This window comes from Rhodococcus sp. MurmanLake-1, assembly GCF_056945715.1.
The window spans coordinates 348,069-368,632 of record NZ_JBWZNF010000004.1 but is presented as its reverse complement, the minus strand read 5'-3'; the positions used below and the strand labels follow the sequence as shown (position 1 = coordinate 368,632).

18 protein-coding genes are annotated in these 20,564 nt (G+C 63.7%); 9 read left to right on the top strand and 9 right to left on the bottom strand.

Annotated elements, in window-relative coordinates; all coding sequences use genetic code 11:
- Positions 1-52: 52 nt before the first annotated feature.
- The 6 genes from AC2ETI_RS14600 to AC2ETI_RS14575 all read right to left on the bottom strand — a co-directional run bounded on the left by AC2ETI_RS14600 (position 53) and on the right by AC2ETI_RS14575 (position 6,032).
- Positions 53-1,927, bottom strand: coding sequence for a peptidoglycan D,D-transpeptidase FtsI family protein (locus AC2ETI_RS14600; RefSeq protein WP_020908076.1), 1,875 nt, complete (start codon positions 1,925-1,927; stop codon positions 53-55).
- The gene (gene ftsL, locus AC2ETI_RS14595) at positions 1,924-2,568 is read right to left on the bottom strand and encodes a cell division protein FtsL (RefSeq protein WP_019748878.1); all 645 of its coding nucleotides are present in this window, start codon (positions 2,566-2,568) and stop codon (positions 1,924-1,926) included. Before ftsL ends, AC2ETI_RS14600 begins: the two co-directional genes overlap by 4 nt.
- Positions 2,565-3,578, bottom strand: coding sequence for a 16S rRNA (cytosine(1402)-N(4))-methyltransferase RsmH (gene rsmH / locus AC2ETI_RS14590; RefSeq protein WP_020969860.1), 1,014 nt, complete (start codon positions 3,576-3,578; stop codon positions 2,565-2,567). The genes ftsL and rsmH overlap by 4 nt, the downstream gene beginning before the upstream one ends.
- Positions 3,579-3,768: 190 nt before the next feature.
- Positions 3,769-4,200, bottom strand: coding sequence for a division/cell wall cluster transcriptional repressor MraZ (gene mraZ / locus AC2ETI_RS14585; RefSeq protein ID WP_003941779.1), 432 nt, complete (start codon positions 4,198-4,200; stop codon positions 3,769-3,771).
- Between the two features lie 596 nt (positions 4,201-4,796).
- Positions 4,797-5,243 (bottom strand): DUF3040 domain-containing protein, encoded by a 447-nt coding sequence (locus tag AC2ETI_RS14580; protein WP_019748880.1) that lies wholly within the window; start codon positions 5,241-5,243, stop codon positions 4,797-4,799.
- A gap of 237 nt (positions 5,244-5,480) precedes the next feature.
- The gene (locus AC2ETI_RS14575) at positions 5,481-6,032 is read right to left on the bottom strand and encodes an SAV_6107 family HEPN domain-containing protein (RefSeq protein WP_483634061.1); all 552 of its coding nucleotides are present in this window, start codon (positions 6,030-6,032) and stop codon (positions 5,481-5,483) included.
- 147 nt (positions 6,033-6,179) lie between these two features.
- On the opposite strand from AC2ETI_RS14575, the gene AC2ETI_RS14570 reads away from it, so the two are divergent.
- The 3 genes from AC2ETI_RS14570 (at position 6,180) to AC2ETI_RS14560 (ending at position 9,251) form a co-directional block, all read left to right on the top strand.
- Entirely contained in the window at positions 6,180-6,785 is a 606-nt protein-coding gene (locus AC2ETI_RS14570) for a GNAT family N-acetyltransferase (RefSeq protein WP_029255555.1), read from the top strand.
- A complete protein-coding gene (locus AC2ETI_RS14565; RefSeq protein WP_483634060.1) occupies positions 6,782-8,380 on the top strand; it encodes a phytoene desaturase family protein in 1,599 nt (532 codons plus the stop codon). Before AC2ETI_RS14570 ends, AC2ETI_RS14565 begins: the two co-directional genes overlap by 4 nt.
- Positions 8,381-8,450: 70 nt before the next feature.
- Entirely contained in the window at positions 8,451-9,251 is an 801-nt protein-coding gene (locus tag AC2ETI_RS14560; protein WP_483634059.1) for an LppM family (lipo)protein, read from the top strand.
- A gap of 39 nt (positions 9,252-9,290) precedes the next feature.
- Here the strand turns inward: AC2ETI_RS14560 and AC2ETI_RS14555 are convergent, their stop codons facing one another.
- On the bottom strand, positions 9,291-10,280 hold the full coding sequence (locus tag AC2ETI_RS14555) for a methylenetetrahydrofolate reductase (RefSeq protein WP_003941803.1): 990 nt from the start codon (positions 10,278-10,280) through the stop codon (positions 9,291-9,293).
- A gap of 170 nt (positions 10,281-10,450) precedes the next feature.
- On the opposite strand from AC2ETI_RS14555, the gene AC2ETI_RS14550 reads away from it, so the two are divergent.
- The 4 genes from AC2ETI_RS14550 (at position 10,451) to AC2ETI_RS14535 (ending at position 15,816) form a co-directional block, all read left to right on the top strand.
- Positions 10,451-11,590, top strand: coding sequence for a polyprenyl synthetase family protein (locus AC2ETI_RS14550; RefSeq protein ID WP_021344573.1), 1,140 nt, complete (start codon positions 10,451-10,453; stop codon positions 11,588-11,590).
- A gap of 2 nt (positions 11,591-11,592) precedes the next feature.
- Complete coding sequence (crtI, locus tag AC2ETI_RS14545) at positions 11,593-13,185, top strand: phytoene desaturase family protein (protein ID WP_483634058.1); 1,593 nt, start codon at positions 11,593-11,595, stop codon at positions 13,183-13,185.
- A gap of 98 nt (positions 13,186-13,283) precedes the next feature.
- On the top strand, positions 13,284-14,861 hold the full coding sequence (locus AC2ETI_RS14540) for an alpha-(1->6)-mannopyranosyltransferase A (RefSeq protein ID WP_483634057.1): 1,578 nt from the start codon (positions 13,284-13,286) through the stop codon (positions 14,859-14,861).
- A gap of 10 nt (positions 14,862-14,871) precedes the next feature.
- Entirely contained in the window at positions 14,872-15,816 is a 945-nt protein-coding gene (locus AC2ETI_RS14535) for a phytoene/squalene synthase family protein (RefSeq protein WP_195791319.1), read from the top strand.
- A 20-nt stretch (positions 15,817-15,836) separates the two neighbouring features.
- Here AC2ETI_RS14535 and AC2ETI_RS14530 read toward each other — a convergent pair whose 3' ends face one another.
- Positions 15,837-16,205 (bottom strand): Rv2175c family DNA-binding protein, encoded by a 369-nt coding sequence (locus AC2ETI_RS14530; RefSeq protein ID WP_003941747.1) that lies wholly within the window; start codon positions 16,203-16,205, stop codon positions 15,837-15,839.
- A gap of 347 nt (positions 16,206-16,552) precedes the next feature.
- Here AC2ETI_RS14530 and pknB point away from each other — a divergent pair, with 347 nt between their 5' ends.
- Both pknB and AC2ETI_RS14520 read left to right on the top strand, forming a co-directional pair.
- Positions 16,553-18,616 (top strand): Stk1 family PASTA domain-containing Ser/Thr kinase, encoded by a 2,064-nt coding sequence (gene pknB / locus AC2ETI_RS14525; protein ID WP_019748891.1) that lies wholly within the window; start codon positions 16,553-16,555, stop codon positions 18,614-18,616.
- A 27-nt stretch (positions 18,617-18,643) separates the two neighbouring features.
- A complete protein-coding gene (locus AC2ETI_RS14520) occupies positions 18,644-19,072 on the top strand; it encodes a protein-tyrosine phosphatase family protein (RefSeq protein WP_070386501.1) in 429 nt (142 codons plus the stop codon).
- An 83-nt stretch (positions 19,073-19,155) separates the two neighbouring features.
- Here the strand turns inward: AC2ETI_RS14520 and AC2ETI_RS14515 are convergent, their stop codons facing one another.
- The gene (locus AC2ETI_RS14515; protein WP_007730070.1) at positions 19,156-20,541 is read right to left on the bottom strand and encodes a class II 3-deoxy-7-phosphoheptulonate synthase; all 1,386 of its coding nucleotides are present in this window, start codon (positions 20,539-20,541) and stop codon (positions 19,156-19,158) included.
- Between the last annotated feature and the right edge of the window lie 23 nt (positions 20,542-20,564).

Below are 20,564 nucleotides of genomic sequence, written 5' to 3'. Positions count from 1 at the left end.
TTACCGTGTCCGGGATTCACCCGAAGACCCTGTCGAAACCGACACACCGCAATCAGTCCGCCTGCAACACCAACTTGCGACCGGGGTCCGGCGACATCGGAACGCTGTCACGCTGCAGCATCCACGACGCGATGTTGTGGAACAACGGTGCTGCCGATTGACCGCCGCCGCCGTCCACACCGCGAACCGGTGCGTCGAGCATGATTCCGATCACGAATCGGGGGTTGTCCGCGGGCGCGATCCCCGCGAAGGTGATCCAGTAATTGGAGTTGGAGTAGCACTTGCACGCGGGATCCACCTGCTGCGCGGTGCCGGTCTTTCCGCTGACCTGGTATCCCTCGACGCCCGCGGCAACACCGGTTCCTCGCTGGTTGCCGGTGTCTTCCTGAGTGACCGATCGGAACATGTCCCGAACCGTCGACGCTGTCTGGGCGCTGACGACCTCGACACCCTCGGGCTGCGGCGTCTCGGTCCGAGTGCCGGAAGAATCGACAGTCGACTTCACGATTCGCGGAGGAATTCGCACACCGTCGTTGGCAATGGCCTGGTACATCCCGGTCATCTGCAAGGTTGTCATCGAAAGACCCTGCCCGATCGGCAAGTTCGCGAAGGTTCCGCCGGACCACTGATCGCGACTCGGGACGCTGCCCGCGCTCTCGCCGGGAAGTCCGACGTCGGTGCGTTGTCCGAGGCCGAACCTGTTCAGCATGTCTGCGTAGCGATCCTCGCCCACTCGCTGAGCGAGCATCAAGGTGCCGACGTTCGAGGACTTTCCGAACACACCGGTAGAGGTATACGGGGCCACACCGTGATCCCACGCATCCTTGACTGTGGCACCGGACATCGTGATGCTGCCCGGGACTTGCAGAACTTCGTCCGGAGTTGTCTTACCGTCCTCGATGGCCGCTGCTGCGGTGACGATCTTGTTCACCGATCCGGGCTCGAACGGCGTACTGACCGACGGATTGCCCATTTCGGCTGTCGGCGCGTTCTTGTCGATGCCGATCGCGGGGTTGAAGGTGCTGTCGTTGGACATGGCCAACACCTGTCCCGTCTTGGAGTCCATGACCACAACCGAAGCGTTCTTTGCGCCCGACTTGTCCTTGGCGATCTGGACCTGCTGCTGAACGTAGAACTGGAGGTCCGAATCGATGGTCAGCTCGACGCCCGAACCGTTGACGGCCGGTTGCTTGTCACGCCAGCTACCAGGGATCACAGCGCCGTCGGAACCGCGGTCGTACGTTTCGGATCCATCGGTTCCGGCGAGCGTGGAGTCCATCGAATCTTCGAGGCCGAGCAAACCGTGCCCGTCCCAGCCGGTCGCGCCGACGAGATTCGCCGCTAGAGAGCCACCGGGGTACTCGCGGATGTCCTGGCGCTCGAGGCCGACCTCCCGGAACTTGTCCGAGATCTCGGCAGCAACCGCCGGATCCACGCTGCGGGCGAGGTACGTGAAAGTCTCGTTGCTGTTCATCTTCTGAAGCAGATCTTTTTCCGGAACGGTATCGCCGAGCTTGGCGTGGATTCCGGCGGCGATCTCGGCGAGGCGATCGCTGACTTCCGGCGCCTGCTTGTCACCCTCGGCGCCCTGCTCGATGCTCTTGGCGCGCGCTTCCTCGAGTTCCTTGCGTACTCGCACCGGCTGAAAAGTCAACGCCTTGGCTTCCATGGTGAACGCGAGGGGGTTTCCGTTGCGATCGGTTATCGAGCCGCGTACGGCCGGATCGACCTGCGTCGTGGTTCGTTGATTCGCAGATTCCGCAGCCAGGCTCGGCGCATCGATTCCCTGAATCCACAAGAGCTGCAATGCCGCAACGGCGAGCGCACCACACATGGTGATACGACCGACTCGCTGACGAAACGGAAATGAGGCAGTGGCCGAGCGGCGCGGACGCCGACCGGGGTTGTTACGGGAGTTCTGACTCACCGACGTTCCTCAGGCGGAGCAGGCACCGCCGTCGTGGTGGCGGGTGCTGTCGTCGTGGGGATCACAGGAACCAATTGTTCACTCTGCGCGAGGTTTCGCGTGTTATTCGGAACGCTCGGCGTGGCTCCAGGAACAACCGGCGTTGTGGTGCGCGGCGGTGTCGCGGTCGGTGCGGGCACCGATGTGGGCGCATCGAGCGGCGGCATCGCGCCGGCAGTCGCGGGAGTCGGCGTTCCGACGACCTCGACCGAACCATCCGGATGAACTACCAGGCGTGCAGGGTCCTTGGCGGGGACCATGCCGAGAGCACTTGCCTGATTTGCCAACTCCGGAGCCGAGTTACGCGACTGGAAGTCACGTTCGAGCGCGGCTTTCTGCTCGACCAAAGACTGGTTGTATGCACGTGCATCACTGAGTTGGTACGAATCCTCGGCAGCGCGAGTGGTCAGCAGCAGAGTCACCGCGAGACCGATGGACAGAAGTCCGATAACGGAGGCCACGAACGGTACCCGTCCCTTGAGCATCGCCCGAGGAGAGATCGACGGGCCGGCAGCAGCGGCAGTTCCGGTCCGGCCTGCCGCCCGTGCGGTGCGCTTGTCGTATGCGCGTTGCGCTGCACCGGATTTGCCCTGACGACTCATGCCCGCCTCCTGGAAATGCGTTCTGCGGCACGCAAACGCACCGGAGCTGATCGTGGGTTCTCTTCGATTTCCTGCTCAGACGCACGTTCTGCGCCACGGGTGAGAATGCGGAACTCCGGCCCCATACCCGGCAACTCGACCGGTAGACCTTCAGGACTGGTGGACTTCGAGCGGGGAACCAACTCCGCCTTCACAACTCGATCCTCGAGCGACTGGTAGGACATGAACACCACTCGCCCACCGACTGCCAGTGCATCGAGCCCGGCAGGAACGGCCGCACGAAGCGAATCCAACTCGGCATTGACTTCGATCCGCAGCGCTTGGAAGGTGCGCTTGGCCGGGTGTCCACCCGTACGCCGCGTGGCCGCCGGGATCGTTCGGTACAGCAACTCGACCAGAGCTGCACTGGTGGTGAATGGTTCACGCTCACGCTGCCGAAGGATCTCGGACGCAATCTTTCCGGCGAACCGCTCTTCGCCGTACGTGCTCAGAATGCGAGCAAGGTCGCCGTGACTGTAGGTGTTCAGGACCTCTGCCGCGGTCAGCCCGACCGTCTGATCCATCCGCATGTCGAGAGGGGCGTCGATCGAGTACGCAAAACCTCGGTCGGCTTCGTCCAACTGCATCGACGACACACCCAGATCGAAGAGGATCGCGTGAACCGACTCCGTCGACGGCAGACCTGCCTGTTCGAGCGCGTCTTCGATCCCGTCATACGTGGTGTGCACGAACGTGGTTCGGTCCGCGAATGGCGCCAGACGCTCGGAAGCGATGCGGAGTGCGTTGGTGTCGCGATCGAGACCGATGAGGTGAAGGCCCGGGTACTTGCCGAGGAAGAATTCGGAGTGGCCACCGAGCCCCAACGTCGCATCGATCATGTATGCGCCTTCGCCACCGTCACCGACGGCGGTGATGGCAGGGCCGAGAAGATCGTCGGCACGATGCAGAAGTACGGGGACGTGCGCGAAGCCATCGGCATCCGAGGGTTCGTTCACCTCGTGATCCACCATGATTGCTCCGGCTCCTACTTTCATGATTTCCGATGACTTTTCGAAAAGGTGCTGACTTTCCGAGAAGGCGATGACTGTTCGAGAAGGCGAATGCTTCGAGGTCCCTGCCCGAAGGAGAACCTGGCGCTGGGGAAGTGCGTCAGGGTCTTTCCGGGCAGAGGCCTCGCGGCATTCGCCGGGGGCTCTTCGCCTAGACGATCTCGCTGAGAGATTCGCCTGTTGCCTGCGAATAGTCCTCTTCGTTGTCTCCGAGATACCTCTCCCAGGCTGCTAGATCCCAGATCTCGAGGTAATCGACGGAGCCGGTCACTACGCATTCCTTGGACAGGTTTGCGTAACGCCGATGATCAGCCGAGAGGGTGATTCGCCCCTGGGCATCGGCGTGCTGTTCATCTGTACCGGCGGCCAGGGCACGTACATACGCCCGAGCTGCCGGATCATTGCGTGGAGCTGCCGCTGCCTTTCGAGCAAGCTTGACGAACTCGTCCCGGGGGTAGATGGCGAGGCTGTGATCTTGACTCTTGGTGATCATCAATCCTCCTGCCAGTTCGTCTCGGAACTTTGCCGGCAACGTGAGCCGACCTTTGTCGTCGAGCTTCGGCGTGAAGGTACCGAGGAACACTCGACACCTCCTGCGAGCTTGCGCTGAAACCCTCCCTATCGAGCGGATCGTGCTTCAGCTCTCCGCCCGAACCCACAGTACCCCACTTTCCCCCACAAACAAGGAGCACATGGTCCCTATTCAGCATCATTTGCTGATAAATAGCAGGTCAGCGCAGGTGGGGATACGTGGGCGAAATTTGCAACCGTGTCCCGGCCCACACCGCCGTCATATCGACCCTTCACGCCACGATTTGTCGCTCCCCCAGACAAAATCGCAGTACAAGCGCGGTTTTCGAATAGACGTGAGCGGGACGAGGTCTGGTCGTGCGTTGCAGTTCGACCAGGGTGGAGGAAAGTGGAGGGCCGAGTGGAGCGAAGTGGAGGAAGCTCGCGGGCACGCCTAGGGGCGCCCGCGGGTGGCGAGTGATTCGCTCGCGCGTCACTGATTCACTTCGATGGATTGCCGGCACACACGTACAACACCCACACCAACGACGTGTGGCGGTCGGCAACTTTGGTTGCCGACCGCCACACGTGTGGTCGTCCGTGCCCTACAGAGGGCGTCATGTCCGAACTGCACTACTCTCGAAGTACGCCCGAAGAAGGGCGGGAGAGCTAGTCCTGCTCGAACCTGCGTTTGAATCGATCTTCCATCCGCGACGAGAATCCGCCGCCGGACTTGCGGCCGCGTCCCCGCCCGGATCCACCGGCACTACCCCTACCCGGCGGACCGGAGGGATGATTGCCACCTTCGGAAGCGGGTTCGGCTGCTGCTGCGGACTTGCGTCCACCACCCCAGAGGAACAAGACCCCTGCGCCGAACATGAACAAGAAACCGAACAGGCTGATGATCGGAAAACCGCCCGGCTTGAGCGGGAGGGCAACCCCCGCGATCAGCAGGACCAGACCCAGCACGAATAGAGCCGCTGCTTGGAACCGCCGTCTACTCGACGGCGCCCGCATACGGCCGCCCCTCACATTGGAGGCGAACTTGGGGTCTTCGGCATAGAGAGCGCTCTCGATCTGATCGAGCATGCGCTGCTCGTGCTCGGAGAGTGGCACGGTACCTCCCCCGGCACTGGAAGTTTGGCAACCACCCCACGGTGTGGGGCGGCGGGTAATCAAGTTGGACGATTACCTGTTTTCATAATACGAGCAGTTTAGGTCTCGGACCACCAACTCCGGGTACGAGTTCCGCCACAAGCGTACGTATTCGTGCCGAAGGGCCCCGATTCGGCTCCATTTGTCTGTGCGGACCAGGAAATTCCCCGGAAACAACTGCCAACACGGACCATTTGTTCACGACGCTCGCAAATGCTCGGACGCGTCCTGACCGATGAAATCTTCGACCGCCGTGAGAAAACGACCGACCTCGGCGAAGAATGCATCGGAATCGGAGTCCGTGATCACGATCGACACACCGGTTTCCACGGCCGCACGCGCAGCGGACCACCCCGCGAAGAACTTCGACCACGCTCCGAACGCGGGCGCTGCGGCGTCCATCAGAACCCACGCGTTTCCGCTTCGCTTGCGCTTCGATCCGGCACCGGCAGGAGCTGCGGCCAACACTGCCCCGGCACCACGTAGTGCTGCCAGATAGGCACACCGGAACCGGTCGGCAGGATCTCCCACCCCAATCGCTTCCTCGAGAAGCGCATCCGCCTTCCGGAGGAGCCCCCACGCCACACCGGACTTTCCCACTTGCGCAGTGCGGTGGCTGGCGTCCGTCGCACCGAAGGACCGCCTCGCCGATATCGGCAATCGCGAGATTGCGGCATCCGACGGGCTCGACAACTCGGCCGGAAGAGTTCGTTGGCACTTCACACGATCAGGCTTTACATGCTCGGACATCGGGGCACCTCCTGCACCGTAAGGATCCAAGGCCAGGTGGGCCGGAGATGCCCGCTTCCCTTCGGGCATCTCCGGATCACCCACATCGAACATCTGTTCGACCTATTCAATATAACTGCACCCACCGACACGCCGTCAAGAGAAGAGGTGAGACCGGTCGACCCGCAGATCGCCTGGACACCACATACGGTCGACCTCGATCGTGAAGAATTCGCGAGTCGACTCCACGAGGCACTGGCCGTGTACGTCACTGCGATGGACTATCCGCGAGGAACCGAGTTCCATCGCGCACCGATGTGGCAGGAGCACGCGAACCGGCCTGGCTGGAAAGCCGTCGGCGCATTGGCGGTTCCCCAGCAACCGTCACACGAAAATCTGCCGCTGGTGGGGATCGCTTACGGGTATCGCGGGAGCCCGGACCAGTGGTGGCATCAACAGGTACTACACGGGCTTCGGCGCTCGGGTCGCCCTCAGAGCGAGATCGACGCGATTCTGAGCGACTACTTCGAACTCACCGAACTCCACGTGCATCCGAACGGTCAAGGTCACCGATTGGGCGAATCGCTCTTGCGCCACCTCCTCGTCGATCGAACCGAACGCAGCGTTCTGTTGTCGACACCTGAGGTGTTCGACGAGGACAACCGAGCCTGGCGGCTGTACCGCCGTCTCGGATTTCGCGACGTGCTCCGCAGATTTCGTTTTGCCGGCGACAACCGGCCATTTGCGGTCCTCGGCCGTGGACTGCCGCTGTGAGCGCATTTCTCGACGCCGTCGTCGTCGGTTCCGGACACAACGCGCTCGTTTCGGCCGCGTATCTCGCACGTGAGGGTTGGTCGGTCGAGGTTCTCGAGAAGGACACGGTTCTCGGCGGTGCCGTCTCGACAGTCGAGCGATTTCCCGGATACAAGGTGGACCGGGGGTCGTCTGCGCACCTCATGATCCGACACAGTGGCATCATCGAGGAACTCGGACTCGGCGCGCACGGCCTTCGCTACATCGACTGTGACCCGTGGGCGTTCGCTCCGCCCGCCCCTGGCACCGACGGGCCGGGCATCGTGTTTCATCGCGACCTCGATGCAACCTGCCGGTCCATCGAACGAGCTTGCGGGACAAAGGACGCCGACGCGTACCGGCGGTTCGTCGCGGTCTGGTCGGAGCGCAGCCGACACGTGATGAAGGCATTTTCCACACCGCCCACCGGATCGAACCTGATCGGTGCGTTCGGAGGACTGGCCACAGCGCGCGGCAACAGCGAACTGTCGCGGCAGTTCCTCGCGCCGGGCGACGCACTGCTGGACGAGTATTTCGACAGTGAGGCACTCAAGGCAGCGTTGGCGTGGTTCGGCGCCCAGTCCGGGCCTCCGATGTCGGAACCGGGAACCGCTCCGATGGTCGGCTTCGCGGCCCACATGCACGTCCTGCCGCCCGGGCGAGCAGTCGGAGGGAGCGGCGCACTGAGTGCTGCGTTGGCATCCCGGATGGCTGTCGACGGCGCCACCGTCGCGCTCGGTGACGGCGTGACGTCGATCCGCCGGAACTCGAATCACTGGACCGTCACAACCGAGAGCGGTCGAGAAGTTCACGCTCGCAAGGTAATCGCGGGTTGCCACATCCTCACGACACTCGATCTCCTGGGCAACGGAGGCTTCGACCGAACCACGCTCGATCACTGGCGGCGGAAGATCAGGGTCGGCCCCGGCATCGGCGCTGTATTGCGACTGGCGACATCTGCGCTCCCGCCCTACCGCGGCGACGCCACGACACGGGAAAGTACCTCGGGATTGCAATTACTCGTTTCCGATCGCGCCCACTTGCGCACTGCACACGGCGCAGCACTGGCAGGGGAACTGCCTCCTCGCCCTGCGGTTCTCGGAATGAGTTTCAGCGGAATCGATCCCACGATCGCCCCGGCCGGGCGGCATCAGGTGACACTGTGGTCGCAGTGGCAGCCGTATCGTCTCAGCGGACATCGCGATTGGGCGTCGGTCGCCGAGGCCGAGGCCGACCGGATCGTCGGCGAGATGGAGGCTTTTGCACCCGGATTCACCGATTCCGTCCTCGACCGCTTCATTCAGACTCCCCGCGACATCGAGTCGGAATTGGGGATGATCGGCGGAAATGTCATGCACGTCGAGATGTCACTCGATCAGATGATGTTGTGGCGACCGCTTCCCGAACTGTCCGGCCATCGCGTTCCGGGAGCAGACGGGTTGTATCTGACCGGAGCTTCGACGCATCCCGGTGGTGGTGTGTCCGGAGCCAGTGGTCGCAGTGCCGCTCGAATCGCACTGTCCGACAGCCGCCGGGGTAAAGCGAGTCAGTGGCTGCGTCGTTCGAGCAGGTCGTGAAGGTCACCCGCCGAACTTCACCCGCCGACACGCCCCCGCCTCGATGACTGGCTACGCCACGGCTGGCACGATGACCACTGTGCAACAGTCCACCGATCCCGCCGCCAAGCCGACCAGTCGGAAACGCTTCCTGACGGTTGCCGCGCTCGCCCTCATGCTTGTTCCCTTGCTTGCCGGGTGCATCCGCGTGCAGGTGTCGATGGGAGTGTCCGCGAACGATCGTGTGACCGGACAGGTGGTAGCTGCCGCTATTCCGGCGAACGAGGCGGACAAGGGTCCGCAGCTGACCCCGCCTTCCTCGCTGGAGGACAAGATACGGGTTCAGGAATACAAGAAGGACGGATACGTCGGCAGCCAGGCGTTCTTCAGCGACTTGTCCTTCGGTGACGTCGCCCAACTGGGCTCGATGTATGCCGAGGGATCCGGGTCGTTCCAGATCACCCTCAAGCGATCCGGGGACACCGTCACGCTCGACGGCAAGGCAGACCTGAAGACGGTTCCGACTCAGGGCGCCGACGTCCAGGTCAGCATCGCCTTCCCGGCACGGGTCGGCACGACCAACGGAACACGAGACGGCGATTCCCGGGTGTCGTGGACTTTGCCCGCCGGCGAGGTGTCGACAATGCGCGCCGAGGTCAACTACGCGGACCCCAGCACCCGAAGCTTCGCCGGGTGGGCAGGAATCATGGCCGGACTGGCGCTCGGTGTCGCGATTATCGTCGGTGCAATGGCCTGGATGGCGCGCAATCGAGCACCGATCAAGCGCGCGCCCGCCGCGAATGCACCGGCCATGAAGACGCCTGTCACGAAATCACCTGGCAGCAAGCAAGCTGACAACAGGAATCCGAAAACACCACGAAGTAGCGCCTGACGATTGCCCCCTCGATAGGTGTGGAGCGGGCAACCGGGATCAGACGGCTTGTGCTGTCCCGACAGAGGTGTCGGGGGTGAGACCGAGTCGCTCGAGGACCTCACTGGTGGCGCGCGCGAAGTTCAACGTGATGAAGTGCAGGCACGGAGCGCCTTCGGCGATCAACCGCTCTCCCATCTCGGTGGCCAGATCGATGCCGAGTTCGCGGACCGCTGCACGGTTCTCGTCCGGACCGCTTCCGGCCGCGGCGTCGAATCGGCGTTCGAGGGCGGGAGGCAACGACGAGCCCGAGAGCTCGAGCATGCGCCTCACCGAGCGCAGCGACGTCACCGGCATGATCTCCGGGATGATCGGCTTGGCGCCCTGTTCTGCGTCGTATGCACTCACCCGGTCACGGAGACGCAGGTAGTCCTCCACGTCGAAAAACATCTGCGTGATCGAGTACTCGGCGCCGGCACGCAACTTCGACACCAGGTACTTCGTGTCGTACGCCAAGTCCGGAGCGCGGTAATGCCCCTCGGGGAACGACGCGACGCCGACGTGGAAGTCGCCCAGGTCACGGACCATCCGCACGAGTTCCTCGGCGTACTCGACGCCTTCGGGATGCTTCTTCCACTCGCCGAGCGGATCGCCGGGCGGATCGCCGCGCAACACGAGGATGTTGCTGATCCCACGATCGGCGTACGCACCGACCATGGCGCGAAGTTCTTCGGTGCTGTGCGAGACGGCAGTCAGGTGAGCAACCGGCAGCAGGGTCGTCTCCTCGGCCAGTTCGCCGGTGACGCGCACCGTACGATCGCGCGTCGAGCCACCTGCGCCGTAAGTCATCGAGACGAACGCCGGTCCGAGCCGCTCGAAGGTACGCACCGCACGCCACAGGCGCGCTTCGGCGTCAGCGTCGCGCGGCGGCGAAAACTCGACCGAGAACGGAATACGGCTACCTGTCGAGGAAGCGATCCGATCGACGATCGACGGTGTTCGGGTGGCCCACCCCTCGCTGGAGCGGCCCCTGACTGGATCGAATGTCACCGGTCAAGCATATGTTTTCCAGCTGCAAACAAGCTCATCGCCCAGGACCGCGTATCCCGAATGTCAGGATCACGCAGTTCACGGCCCGAACCCCCGTTGATTCCAACCCCCACTAAGCTGGGCCTCAAGCTCGCTTCCGTGTAACCCTCCGGCGCGAGAACATACCGATCTTGGAGGCCACCCTGTCCGCAGGAACCGCGCGCGTTGGACAGAGTTCGACCAACACCGCACCGCATCCGACCTCACTCGAACTGCCAGGCATGTTCGAAGGAGCGCTCCGCGACTTCTTCGATTCACGCCGCGAACTCGTCTCGAACATCGGCGGTGGATACGAGAAAGCCGTCAGCACCCTCGAAGCCTTCGTCCTGCGCGGAGGAAAGCGCGTCCGGCCCTCGTTCGCCTGGACGGGATGGCTCGGCGCCGGAGGCGACCCGAACGGGAGCGACGCGGAGGCGGTGATTCGTGCATGCGCGGCCCTCGAACTGGTGCAGGCCTGCGCGCTCGTCCACGACGACATCATCGACGCATCAACGACCAGGCGCGGCTTCCCGACCGTTCACGTCGAATTCGAGGACCAGCACCGAGGCGAGGAGTGGAGCGGCGACTCCGCGCACTTCGGCGAGGCCGTCGCCATTCTCCTCGGCGACCTGGCCTTGGCCTGGGCTGACGACATGATCCGAGAATCCGGCATCAGCCCCGACGCGGCCGCACGAGTGAGCCCGGTCTGGTCGGCAATGCGCACCGAGGTGCTCGGTGGCCAATTCCTCGACATCAGCAACGAAGCCCGCGGAGACGAGACCGTCGAGGCAGCCATGCGGGTCAACCGTTACAAAACCGCCGCGTACACGATCGAACGCCCCCTGCACCTCGGCGCCGCACTGTTCGGTGCAGACGCCGAGTTGATCGATGCCTACCGGACGTTCGGCACCGACATCGGGATTGCCTTCCAACTTCGCGACGACCTGCTCGGTGTCTTCGGAGATCCGTCCGTCACGGGCAAACCGTCGGGCGACGATCTCATCGCCGGTAAGCGGACTGTCCTGTTCGCGATGGCGCTTGCCCGCGCCGACGCCGCAGATCCGGCGGCAGCAGAACTGCTCCGCAACGGAATCGGCACCCAGTTGACCGACAACGAAGTCGACACTCTGCGTCAGGTGATCACCGATCTTGGCGCCGTCACCGACGTCGAAACGCAGATCGACACCCTCGTCGAGGCAGCTGCGAACGCCCTCGACTCGAGCACGGCAACGGCAGAGTCCAAGGCTCGCCTGACCGATATGGCGATCGCGGCCACGAAGCGAAGCTACTGACCGTGGCAGACGTGCACCGCACTCGAACCGTCAGCTCGCCGACCGATCGAGTCGTGATCGTCGGCGCGGGACTTGCCGGACTGTCTGCGGGGTTGTATCTGCGTGGCGCCGGCCGCGACGTCACGATCCTCGAGAGCAACGGCTCGGTCGGCGGGCGAGTCGGTGTCTACCAGGGCAGTGACTACAGCATCGACAACGGCGCAACGGTGCTCACGATGCCCGAACTCGTCGAAGACGCCCTTGCGGCCGTCGGCGCCGACCCCGACTCGACAAACCCCAAATTCGTTGTGCACAAGCTCGATCCGACGTACCACGCGCGATTCGCAGACGGCACCACTCTCGATGTTCACGCCGACCCCGACGACATGGCTGCCGAAGTCTCCCGTGTCTGCGGGCCGGACGAAGCGCAGCGATACCGTGCGTTGCGGCGCTGGCTGAACCGCATCTTCGACGCGGAATTCGACCGCTTCATGGACGCCGACTTCGATTCTCCCGTCGGACTGGTCAATTCGCGTGACGCAGTCAAGGATCTGAGCCGACTCGTCGCACTGGGAGGATTCGGGAAACTGGGCGGGCAGGTTGATCGCAAGATCCGCGACCCTCGCCTCCGGCGGATCTTCACCTTCCAAGCGCTGTATGCGGGCGTTGCTCCATCTCGAGCCCTCGCGGTGTACGGAGCGATCGCTCACATGGACACCTCACTGGGCGTCTACTTTCCCGAGGGCGGGATGCGCACGATCGCCGAATCGATGGCCGACGCTTTCACCGAGGCCGGCGGAATTCTGCATCTCGGCCGCACGGTCGAACGACTCGAGGTGAGCGACCGTCGCGTGCGTGCCGTACACACACGCGACGGTGAGAGCTTCGACTGTGACGTCGCAGTCCTCACCCCCGACATGGCCGTCACGGACTCGCTCTTGCGCCCGCATACGCGATTGCGCCCGCGCCCGGTGCGTACATCGCCGTCCGCGGTCGTGATTCACGGCACTGTTTCTTCTGCCGTCGCCGACGGATGGCCCGCGCAGCGACACCACATGATCGACTTCGGCGAGGCGTGGAAGCGCACCTTCGCCGAGATCACGGCACGCCGCGGCCGCGGGCAATTGATGAGTGATCCGTCACTGCTCGTCACCCGACCGGCGCAGACCGACCCGAGCCTGGCCTTCTCGCGAGACGGCCGGATCCGTGAACCGCTGTCAGTCCTCGCGCCGTGCCCGAATCTGGACAGTGCGCCGCTCGACTGGGAAGTTCTCGGCCCGGCCTACGTGCGTGAAATCATCCTCACGCTGCAAGAACGTGGCTATACGGGACTGGTCGAGGGGTTCGATATCGATCACGTCGACACCCCGCAGACCTGGCTCGAGAAGGGCATGGCCGCGGGTAGCCCGTTCGCGGCGGCACACACCTTCACCCAGACGGGGCCGTTCCGACGCAAGAACCTCGCCCGCGGCTTCGACAACGTCGTTCTCGCCGGATCGGGAACCGTTCCGGGGGTGGGAGTACCGACCGTTCTGCTGTCCGGGCGGCTCGCCGCCGAACGTATTACCGGTACACGCGAGCGAGCCAGCGCGGTGGGCACTCGTGCGAGCAACTAAACTAGCCCCTCGTAACCGACCATTCATCCACGATTCACCGACTCGGGCGCTGCATGCGCCGATCGACACCGATCTCCTCGGGGGAGGAACCTGCACCGATGACGTCCTCTGCCGCAGCCACTGAAAGACCGTGGCACCTAAGGGCCGCCAATTTCCTTCGGACTCCCGAAGGTCACAGTGCACTGCTCGGTTTCTTCGGCGCAGTCATGATCACGTTCGGCGGATTCGGTGCCGGTAGCGTCCGGCGCCAAGATCCGCTGCTCGAGTCGATGCATCTGTCCTGGCTCCGTTTCGGACACGGATCGATTCTGTCGGCGGCCATCGTCTGGATCGGTGTCCTGTGCATGATCGCTGCCTGGGTTCGACTGGGCCGCTCGACTCTGCGCGGTGACGTCTCGTTGCGCGGCCTGCGCTACGTCGTCCCGGTCTGGACGTTTCCGCTGCTGTTCGCGGTGCCCATGTTCAGCCGTGACGCCTACTCCTACCTGGCACAGGGCGCCTTGTTACGCAACGGCTTCGACCCGTATGCCGTCGGCCCCGTCGTCAATCCGGGAATCCTGCTCGACAACGTCTCCAACGTGTGGACGACGACAACTACCCCGTACGGCCCGGTTCACCTTCTCCTCGCCGACGCCATCGTTCGGCTGACCGGTGAGAACGTCATCGCCGGCACGATGCTGTTGCGGATCACGATGCTGCCCGGACTCGCCCTGATGATGTGGGCCGTTCCCCATCTCGCGACGAAGCTCGGCGGAAATACCTCGATCGCCCTGTGGCTCGCAGTACTCAATCCCCTCGTCCTGATCCACCTGATCGGCGGCGTTCACAACGAGATGCTCATGGTCGGCCTCATGGCCGCGGGCATTGCGCTCGCTCTCGAACGCAAGCACCTGTTCGGAATCGGGCTGATCGCGTTCGCCGTTGCGATCAAGGCAACCGCGGGCGTCGCACTTCCCTTCATAGTCTGGATCTGGATGATCCACGAGCGGGAGGACGCGGCGGCGGCCGGGCGAGAACCGGCGTCACCGATCCGATCGTTCGTCAAAACGGCCGGTGCGGGTTTCGCGGTGTTCGTGGCGGTACTCGGATCCACCTCACTGATCGCCGGAGTCGGCCTCGGCTGGACGACGGCACTCTCGGGTTCGGCAAAGATCATCAACTGGCTCTCGCTGCCCACGCTCGTAGCGGAAATCAGTACCTTGGCTACCTCGTGGTTCGCCGGTGACCATTTCAACGAAATCCTCGAAGTCTCCCGGACCATCTCGGCGGTTGTGTTGATCGCGATCATCGCCGTCGTGTGGTGGCGTTACCGCAAGACCGAGCGCGACGCCGTCATGGGCATCGTGATCGTGATGGTCGCCATCGTCGTTCTGTCCCCCGCAGCACTCCCCTGGTACTACTCCTGGCCGCTGGCAGTGGCGGCCGGTTTCGCAATGTCGCCGACGACTCTCGCCGTACTGACCGGGCTGTCCACCTGGCTGATGCTGGTGTTCCAGCCGGACGGATCGCTCGGCCTCTACACCTTCCCGCATGTGGCTCTGGCCATCGTCGCTGCCGTGATCGCGGCGATGTCCTTGCAGACGGAAGATCCACTCAGACTTCGTGGACGCAAACACGAGAAACCGATCGACATGACGTCAGCCGCCTCGGCGCCCTCGACGTCAGAATCTGCGTGATCCGCGTGTCATGAACGCATTGTCTGCGTCCTATGAATTCTGCGAGGACGTGACGAGGGAACACGGCCGAACGTACTTTCTGGCCGCTCGGTTGCTGCCCGAGCCTCGACGCCGCGCAGTTCACGCTCTCTACGCATTTGCTCGCGTCGTCGACGACGTCGTGGACGAACCCTCGGGTCCGCATGAACGAGGCACGGTGCTCGCCGACGTCGAACGTGCAGCCGTCACCGCACTCGACAACCCCACTGCGACAGGTGGCTTCCCGTCGACGGTTCCCCTCGACCTGACACGCGTACTCCCTGCCTTCGCCGATGCTGTGAAGACGTTCGACATTCCGCGTGCATACTTCGACGCCTTCTTCGAGTCCATGCGGATGGACGCCCCCGACACGGCGAAGTTTCGACCCGTCTACAACACGATGGACGAGCTTGCCGAGTACATGTACGGCTCCGCCGTCGTCATCGGTTTGCAGATGCTCCCGATTCTCGGAGTGAGCGTTCCGCAGCAGGAAGCTGTAGTGCCCGCGTCGAATCTCGGTGAGGCGTTTCAGCTGACCAACTTCATCCGCGACGTCGGTGAAGACCTCGACCGGGGACGTCTGTATCTCCCGGCGGGCGAGTTCGCCGCATTCGGGGTCGACATCGAGATGCTCGAGCACGGGCGCAGAACCGGAACGGTGGACGTTCGGGTCAAGCGCGCGCTGGCACACTTCATTGCCGTGACGCGGGGGCGGTATCGGTCTGCCGAATCCGGCATCCCGATGCTCGATCGGCGGGTCCAGCCGTCGATCCGCACGGCTTTCGTGTTGTACGGAGCAATTCTCGACCAGGTCGAGCGCGCCGACTTCCGGATACTGCATCGACGAGTGTCCGTTCCCGGACGCACGCGACTTCGAGTCGCTGCGCCGGGTCTGGTCCGGTCGGCAACCTACGCGGCGAAAAACCGCATGAGGTGAGTTGTCAGAAGGCCGGCATCTCAGAAAGCCATGGCCTGTGCGCGGCGGATGACCTCACGCGCGAGATCACCATGCAGTGCGTCCACCGGGCGCCCCGGCAGGGAATCGTCAGCCAGGAACAACCAGCGGAGGATTTCGACATCGGTGTAGCCGCCGTCGTGCAGCACCGCCAGCAGACCGGGCAACCACTTGACGATCTGGCCGTCCTCGCCGAAGAACACTTCGGGGACACCGAGAACGCCATGCCGCTTGACTGCGATGATCTTGTGATCGCGAAGCAACTGGTGAACCTTGCTCACCGGCAACCCGACGTTCTTCGCCACATCCACCAGCTGGAACAGGGAAACCGAAGAATCCAGGACATCATCACAATAAGGAATCGCGCTCACCGCGAGAAGTTTATCCGGTCCGGCGAGCCCGCTGTGTACCGCCCGGTGCAGTGCTCGAAACCGCCGCTCCGCTTGGGTCACAGCGCTCTGTGACGTTCTCGAGACTTCCGCGTCGGTATCGCTGGCTACGATGGACGGGATGCGGCGTATCAGTAACCGAGATTTCGCGAACCGGGATTTCGTGAACTGGGATTTCGTGAACTGGGATTTCGTGGTGACCGCGAATCGGCGCCCGTACGGCGGGGGCCACACTTACATGCTGACAGCTACCGCCCAGAGCACAACCACACAGAGCACAACCACACAGATCGCAAGCACGGAGGAATAGTCATTACGGAGGTCGAGGGTTGATCGGCGAAATGCTCGAGCGCCGCTATCGAGTGGACGCACCGATCGCGCGCGGCGGTATGTCGACCGTGTATCGAGGCCTCGATACACGGTTGGATCGACCTGTCGCTATCAAGGTGATGGACCCGCAATTTGCCGGCGATCCAGCGTTCCTGACTCGTTTCGAGTTCGAGGCCCGGGCCGTGGCCAGACTCAAGCATCCGTCCCTTGTGGCCGTCTACGACCAGGGCAGCGATCGCAATCACGTGTTCCTCGTGATGGAACTCGTCGACGGTGGAACTTTGCGCGAACTCCTTCGTGAGCGCGGACCGATGCCGCCTCACGCCGTCGCTGCAGTCGTGGCACCTGTCCTGGACGCGTTGGCGGTGGCGCATCGAGCGGGACTGGTTCACCGTGACGTCAAACCCGAGAACATCTTGATCTCGGACACCGGCGAAGTGAAGATCGCCGACTTCGGATTGGTGCGTGCAGCCGCGGCAGCAACCACCACCTCCAACAGCGTGATCCTCGGCACCGCAGCCTATCTGTCGCCGGAACAGGTGACGTCAGGAATTGCCGACACTCGAAGCGACGTCTATTCGACCGGCGTGTTGATGTTCGAACTTCTCACCGGTACAACACCGTTCACCGGTGATACGTCACTCTCCATCGCCTACCAACGCATCCACGACGATGTCCCGCGCCCCGGTTCACGCATCCCCGGTGTACCGGCGCAGTTCGATCGCCTGGTTGCCGAAGCCACTCACCGCGAGCCGGCACATCGTTTCGCCGACGCTGGTGAGATGGCAGCTGCACTTCGCAGTGTGAGCGAACAACTGGAACTTCCGTCATACCGCGTTCCGGCTCCGCGTCGAAGCGCCCAGCACCAGAGCGCGCAGGTTGCCCCGGCTCGGCCACAACCGGCGCCTGCGCCCCCGACGGATGTACACCCGAACTCTGCTGCGCGCCCGAACCCTGGTGCCACGACGGTATTGGCGTCCGGCGTGGCCCCGGCTGCGGCAGCCACCACGGCGCTCGGCACGGGCTCTCCTCCCCCCGGTGGCATTCAGCACACTCGCGCGGTCACCGCACAAACTGCTCGTCCGGCGACGGTCGACGGCGACTCGGATTTCGACGACGGTTCCGATTTCGGCGACGACCAACTGGGACCTGACGATCCGCACGCTCATTTTGTCGAAGCACGACGCAAGTCTCGACGAGCCACCCTGATCTGGCTGCTCGTCATCGCGGTCCTCGCGCTTGCGTTGGGCTTCGGCGGATGGTGGATGGGCTCGGGCCGCTATACAGCTGTTCCCTCGATCGACGGGCTGACCAAGGACACTGCGGTCACCGCTCTGCAGGACGCCGGGCTCTCCCCCGACGTCCAGGGTCAGTACTCCGACGCCCAACCCATCGACACGGTGATCGGGACAGACCCGGCCTCCGGCTCCAGGGTTACCAAAGGCTCGACCGTCGCGCTGCTGACTTCGCTCGGGCGTCCGACTGTTCCGCCCATTCCGGCCGGCGGCGACGTCTCGGCCCTGGGCGCACAACTCGCCGACCGTACTCTCGTCGCGGTCGACGGCGGGGACACATTCAGCTCCAAGATCCCGATCGGCGGCGTGGCGGCGCTCGACCCGGCGCCGGGAACCGAGGTTGCCGTGGGCTCCTCGGTCAAGGTCATCACGTCCAAAGGGTCACCGCCCGTTGACATTCCCGATGTGAAGGGCATGTCCGAGAACGCTGCGCGCGCCGCCCTCGACAAGGTAGGTATCTCCGTCAGCACCACCAGAACAACGTTCGACGACGCCGTCGAGGGCGGTAGCGTGATCGGCACAGATCCCGCAGTCGGGTCCTCCGTCAACGCCGGCACCTCCGTTGTTCTCCTCATCTCCGACTCCGTCAAGGTTCCCTCGCTGATCGGCCGCTCCGTCTCCTCAGCACGCGAAGAACTCGGCCGCCTCGGCCTCGAGATCACCGTGCGTCAGCTCACCCAGAACGACAGCTCGGTCATCATCAGCCAGAGCGTCAAGAACGACCTCGTTGCCAAGGGCACCGACATCAGCGTCGTCGCAATTCCCTGACAGTCCGCTTCGGCCTAGTCTGAATTCATGGCCACGTGGGAACCCGAGAGCATAGGGATACTCGACTTGCCGTCGGGGAGATCGATTCGGGGTCGAGGACTCCGCAATCCACTTCCTTCCGGACCTCTCCCCACCTTCGGTGTCTACCTGACTGGTAAAGAACCTCCCGCCACCGAGTGGGATTCGGTGTGGGTCCGCTGGCGAGATTTCTGGTTGCCGAGCGATCCCGACGCGCTGCGCAGCGCCTTGCACGAAGTGTGGGTGCGTTCGGAAACCGAAAGAGTCGAGATCGCGTGCGGTGGCGGATTCGGCCGCACCGGAACAGCTTTGGCCGCTCTTGCCATTATGGACGGAGTGCCGAGTAAGGACGCCACCGCGTACGTTCGCGCACGCTACTCACCTCGCGCCGTCGAAATGCCCTGGCAGCGCCGATTCGTCACACGATTCACGAAATAGCGAACGCCCCCACCTGCGCGAGCGGGTGAGGGCGTTTGCCGAAAATCAGTGCCGGTGCGAATCAGCGTCGGCGAAGCAGGGTTTCAGCCTCGCAGCATCTCGGCCACGAGGAACGCGAGCTCCAACGACTGTTGGGTGTTCAATCGGGGGTCGCACGCCGTCTCGTAGCGACCACCGAGATCGAGATCGGAGATGTCCTGCGCGCCGCCGAGGCACTCGGTGACGTTCTCACCGGTCAGCTCGACATGGATTCCACCCGGATGCGTGCCGAGGCCGTTGTGGACCTCGAAGAAGCCCTGAACCTCGTCGACGATGCGATCGAAGTGGCGCGTCTTGTACCCGGTGGAGGCTTCGTGGGTGTTGCCGTGCATCGGATCGCACTGCCAGATGACCTGGTGGCCGGTGGCCTGGACCTTCTCGATGATCGCCGGCAGCAGGTCGCGGACCTTGCCGTTGCCCATGCGCGAGATCAGAGTCAGTCGACCCGGCTTGTTGGTGGGGTCGAGACGCTCGACGTATTCCACCGCCATTTCCGGCGTGGTGCTCGGACCGATCTTGAGGCCGATCGGGTTGGAGACCAACTCGGCGAAGGCGATGTGCGCGCCGTCGAGCTGACGGGTGCGGTCACCGATCCAGAGGAAGTGGGCCGACAGGTCGTAGAGCTTGGGGTGGTCGCTGTCGTTGTCGAGACGCAGCATCGCGCGCTCGTAGTCCAGAACCAGGGCCTCGTGGCTGGCAAAGATCTGTGCCTGGTGCAGGCTCGGATCGGTGACGCCACACGCGTTCATGAACTGGAGGCCGCGGTCGATCTCGGCGGCGAGTTGCTCGTAGCGTGCGCCCGCGGGCGAAGCTGCAACGAACTCGCGGTTCCAGTCGTGCACCTTGTGCAAATCGGCCATACCGGCGCCGGTGAGCGCGCGAACCAGGTTCATCGCGGCGCTGGCGTTGGCGTATGCGCGCACCAGACGCGAAGGATCGTGCGCACGGACTGCCTCGTCGGCGACGAGCGAATTGATCATGTCGCCGCGGTACGACTTGAGCCCCAGCGAGTCGATGTCGGCAGAACGCGGCTTGGCGTACTGGCCGGCGATGCGAGCAACCTTGACGACAGGCATCGAGGAACCGTAGGTGAGCACGACGGCCATCTGCAGCAACGTGCGAATGTTTCCCTTGATGTGCGGCTCGGTGTTGTCCGCAAATGTCTCGGCGCAGTCACCGCCTTGGAGCAGGAATGCTTCACCACGCGCGACCTGCGCGAGACGCTCTTGCAGCGCCTCGACCTCGCTGGCCACCGTGATGGGAGGCACGCTCTCGAGCACAGTCCGCATGGCGGCCGCCTGGTCAGCGGGCCACGAGGGCTGCTGAGCAGCGGGCTTCGCGAGCGCCTCGTCGAGCTGCTTACGCAGTCCGGCAGGCAGCGGCGGGAGTTCGGGCAAGCGGTCGATCGGCACGTCGACAGTCCAGTTCACCTCTACAGGATATTCGCTCGCCC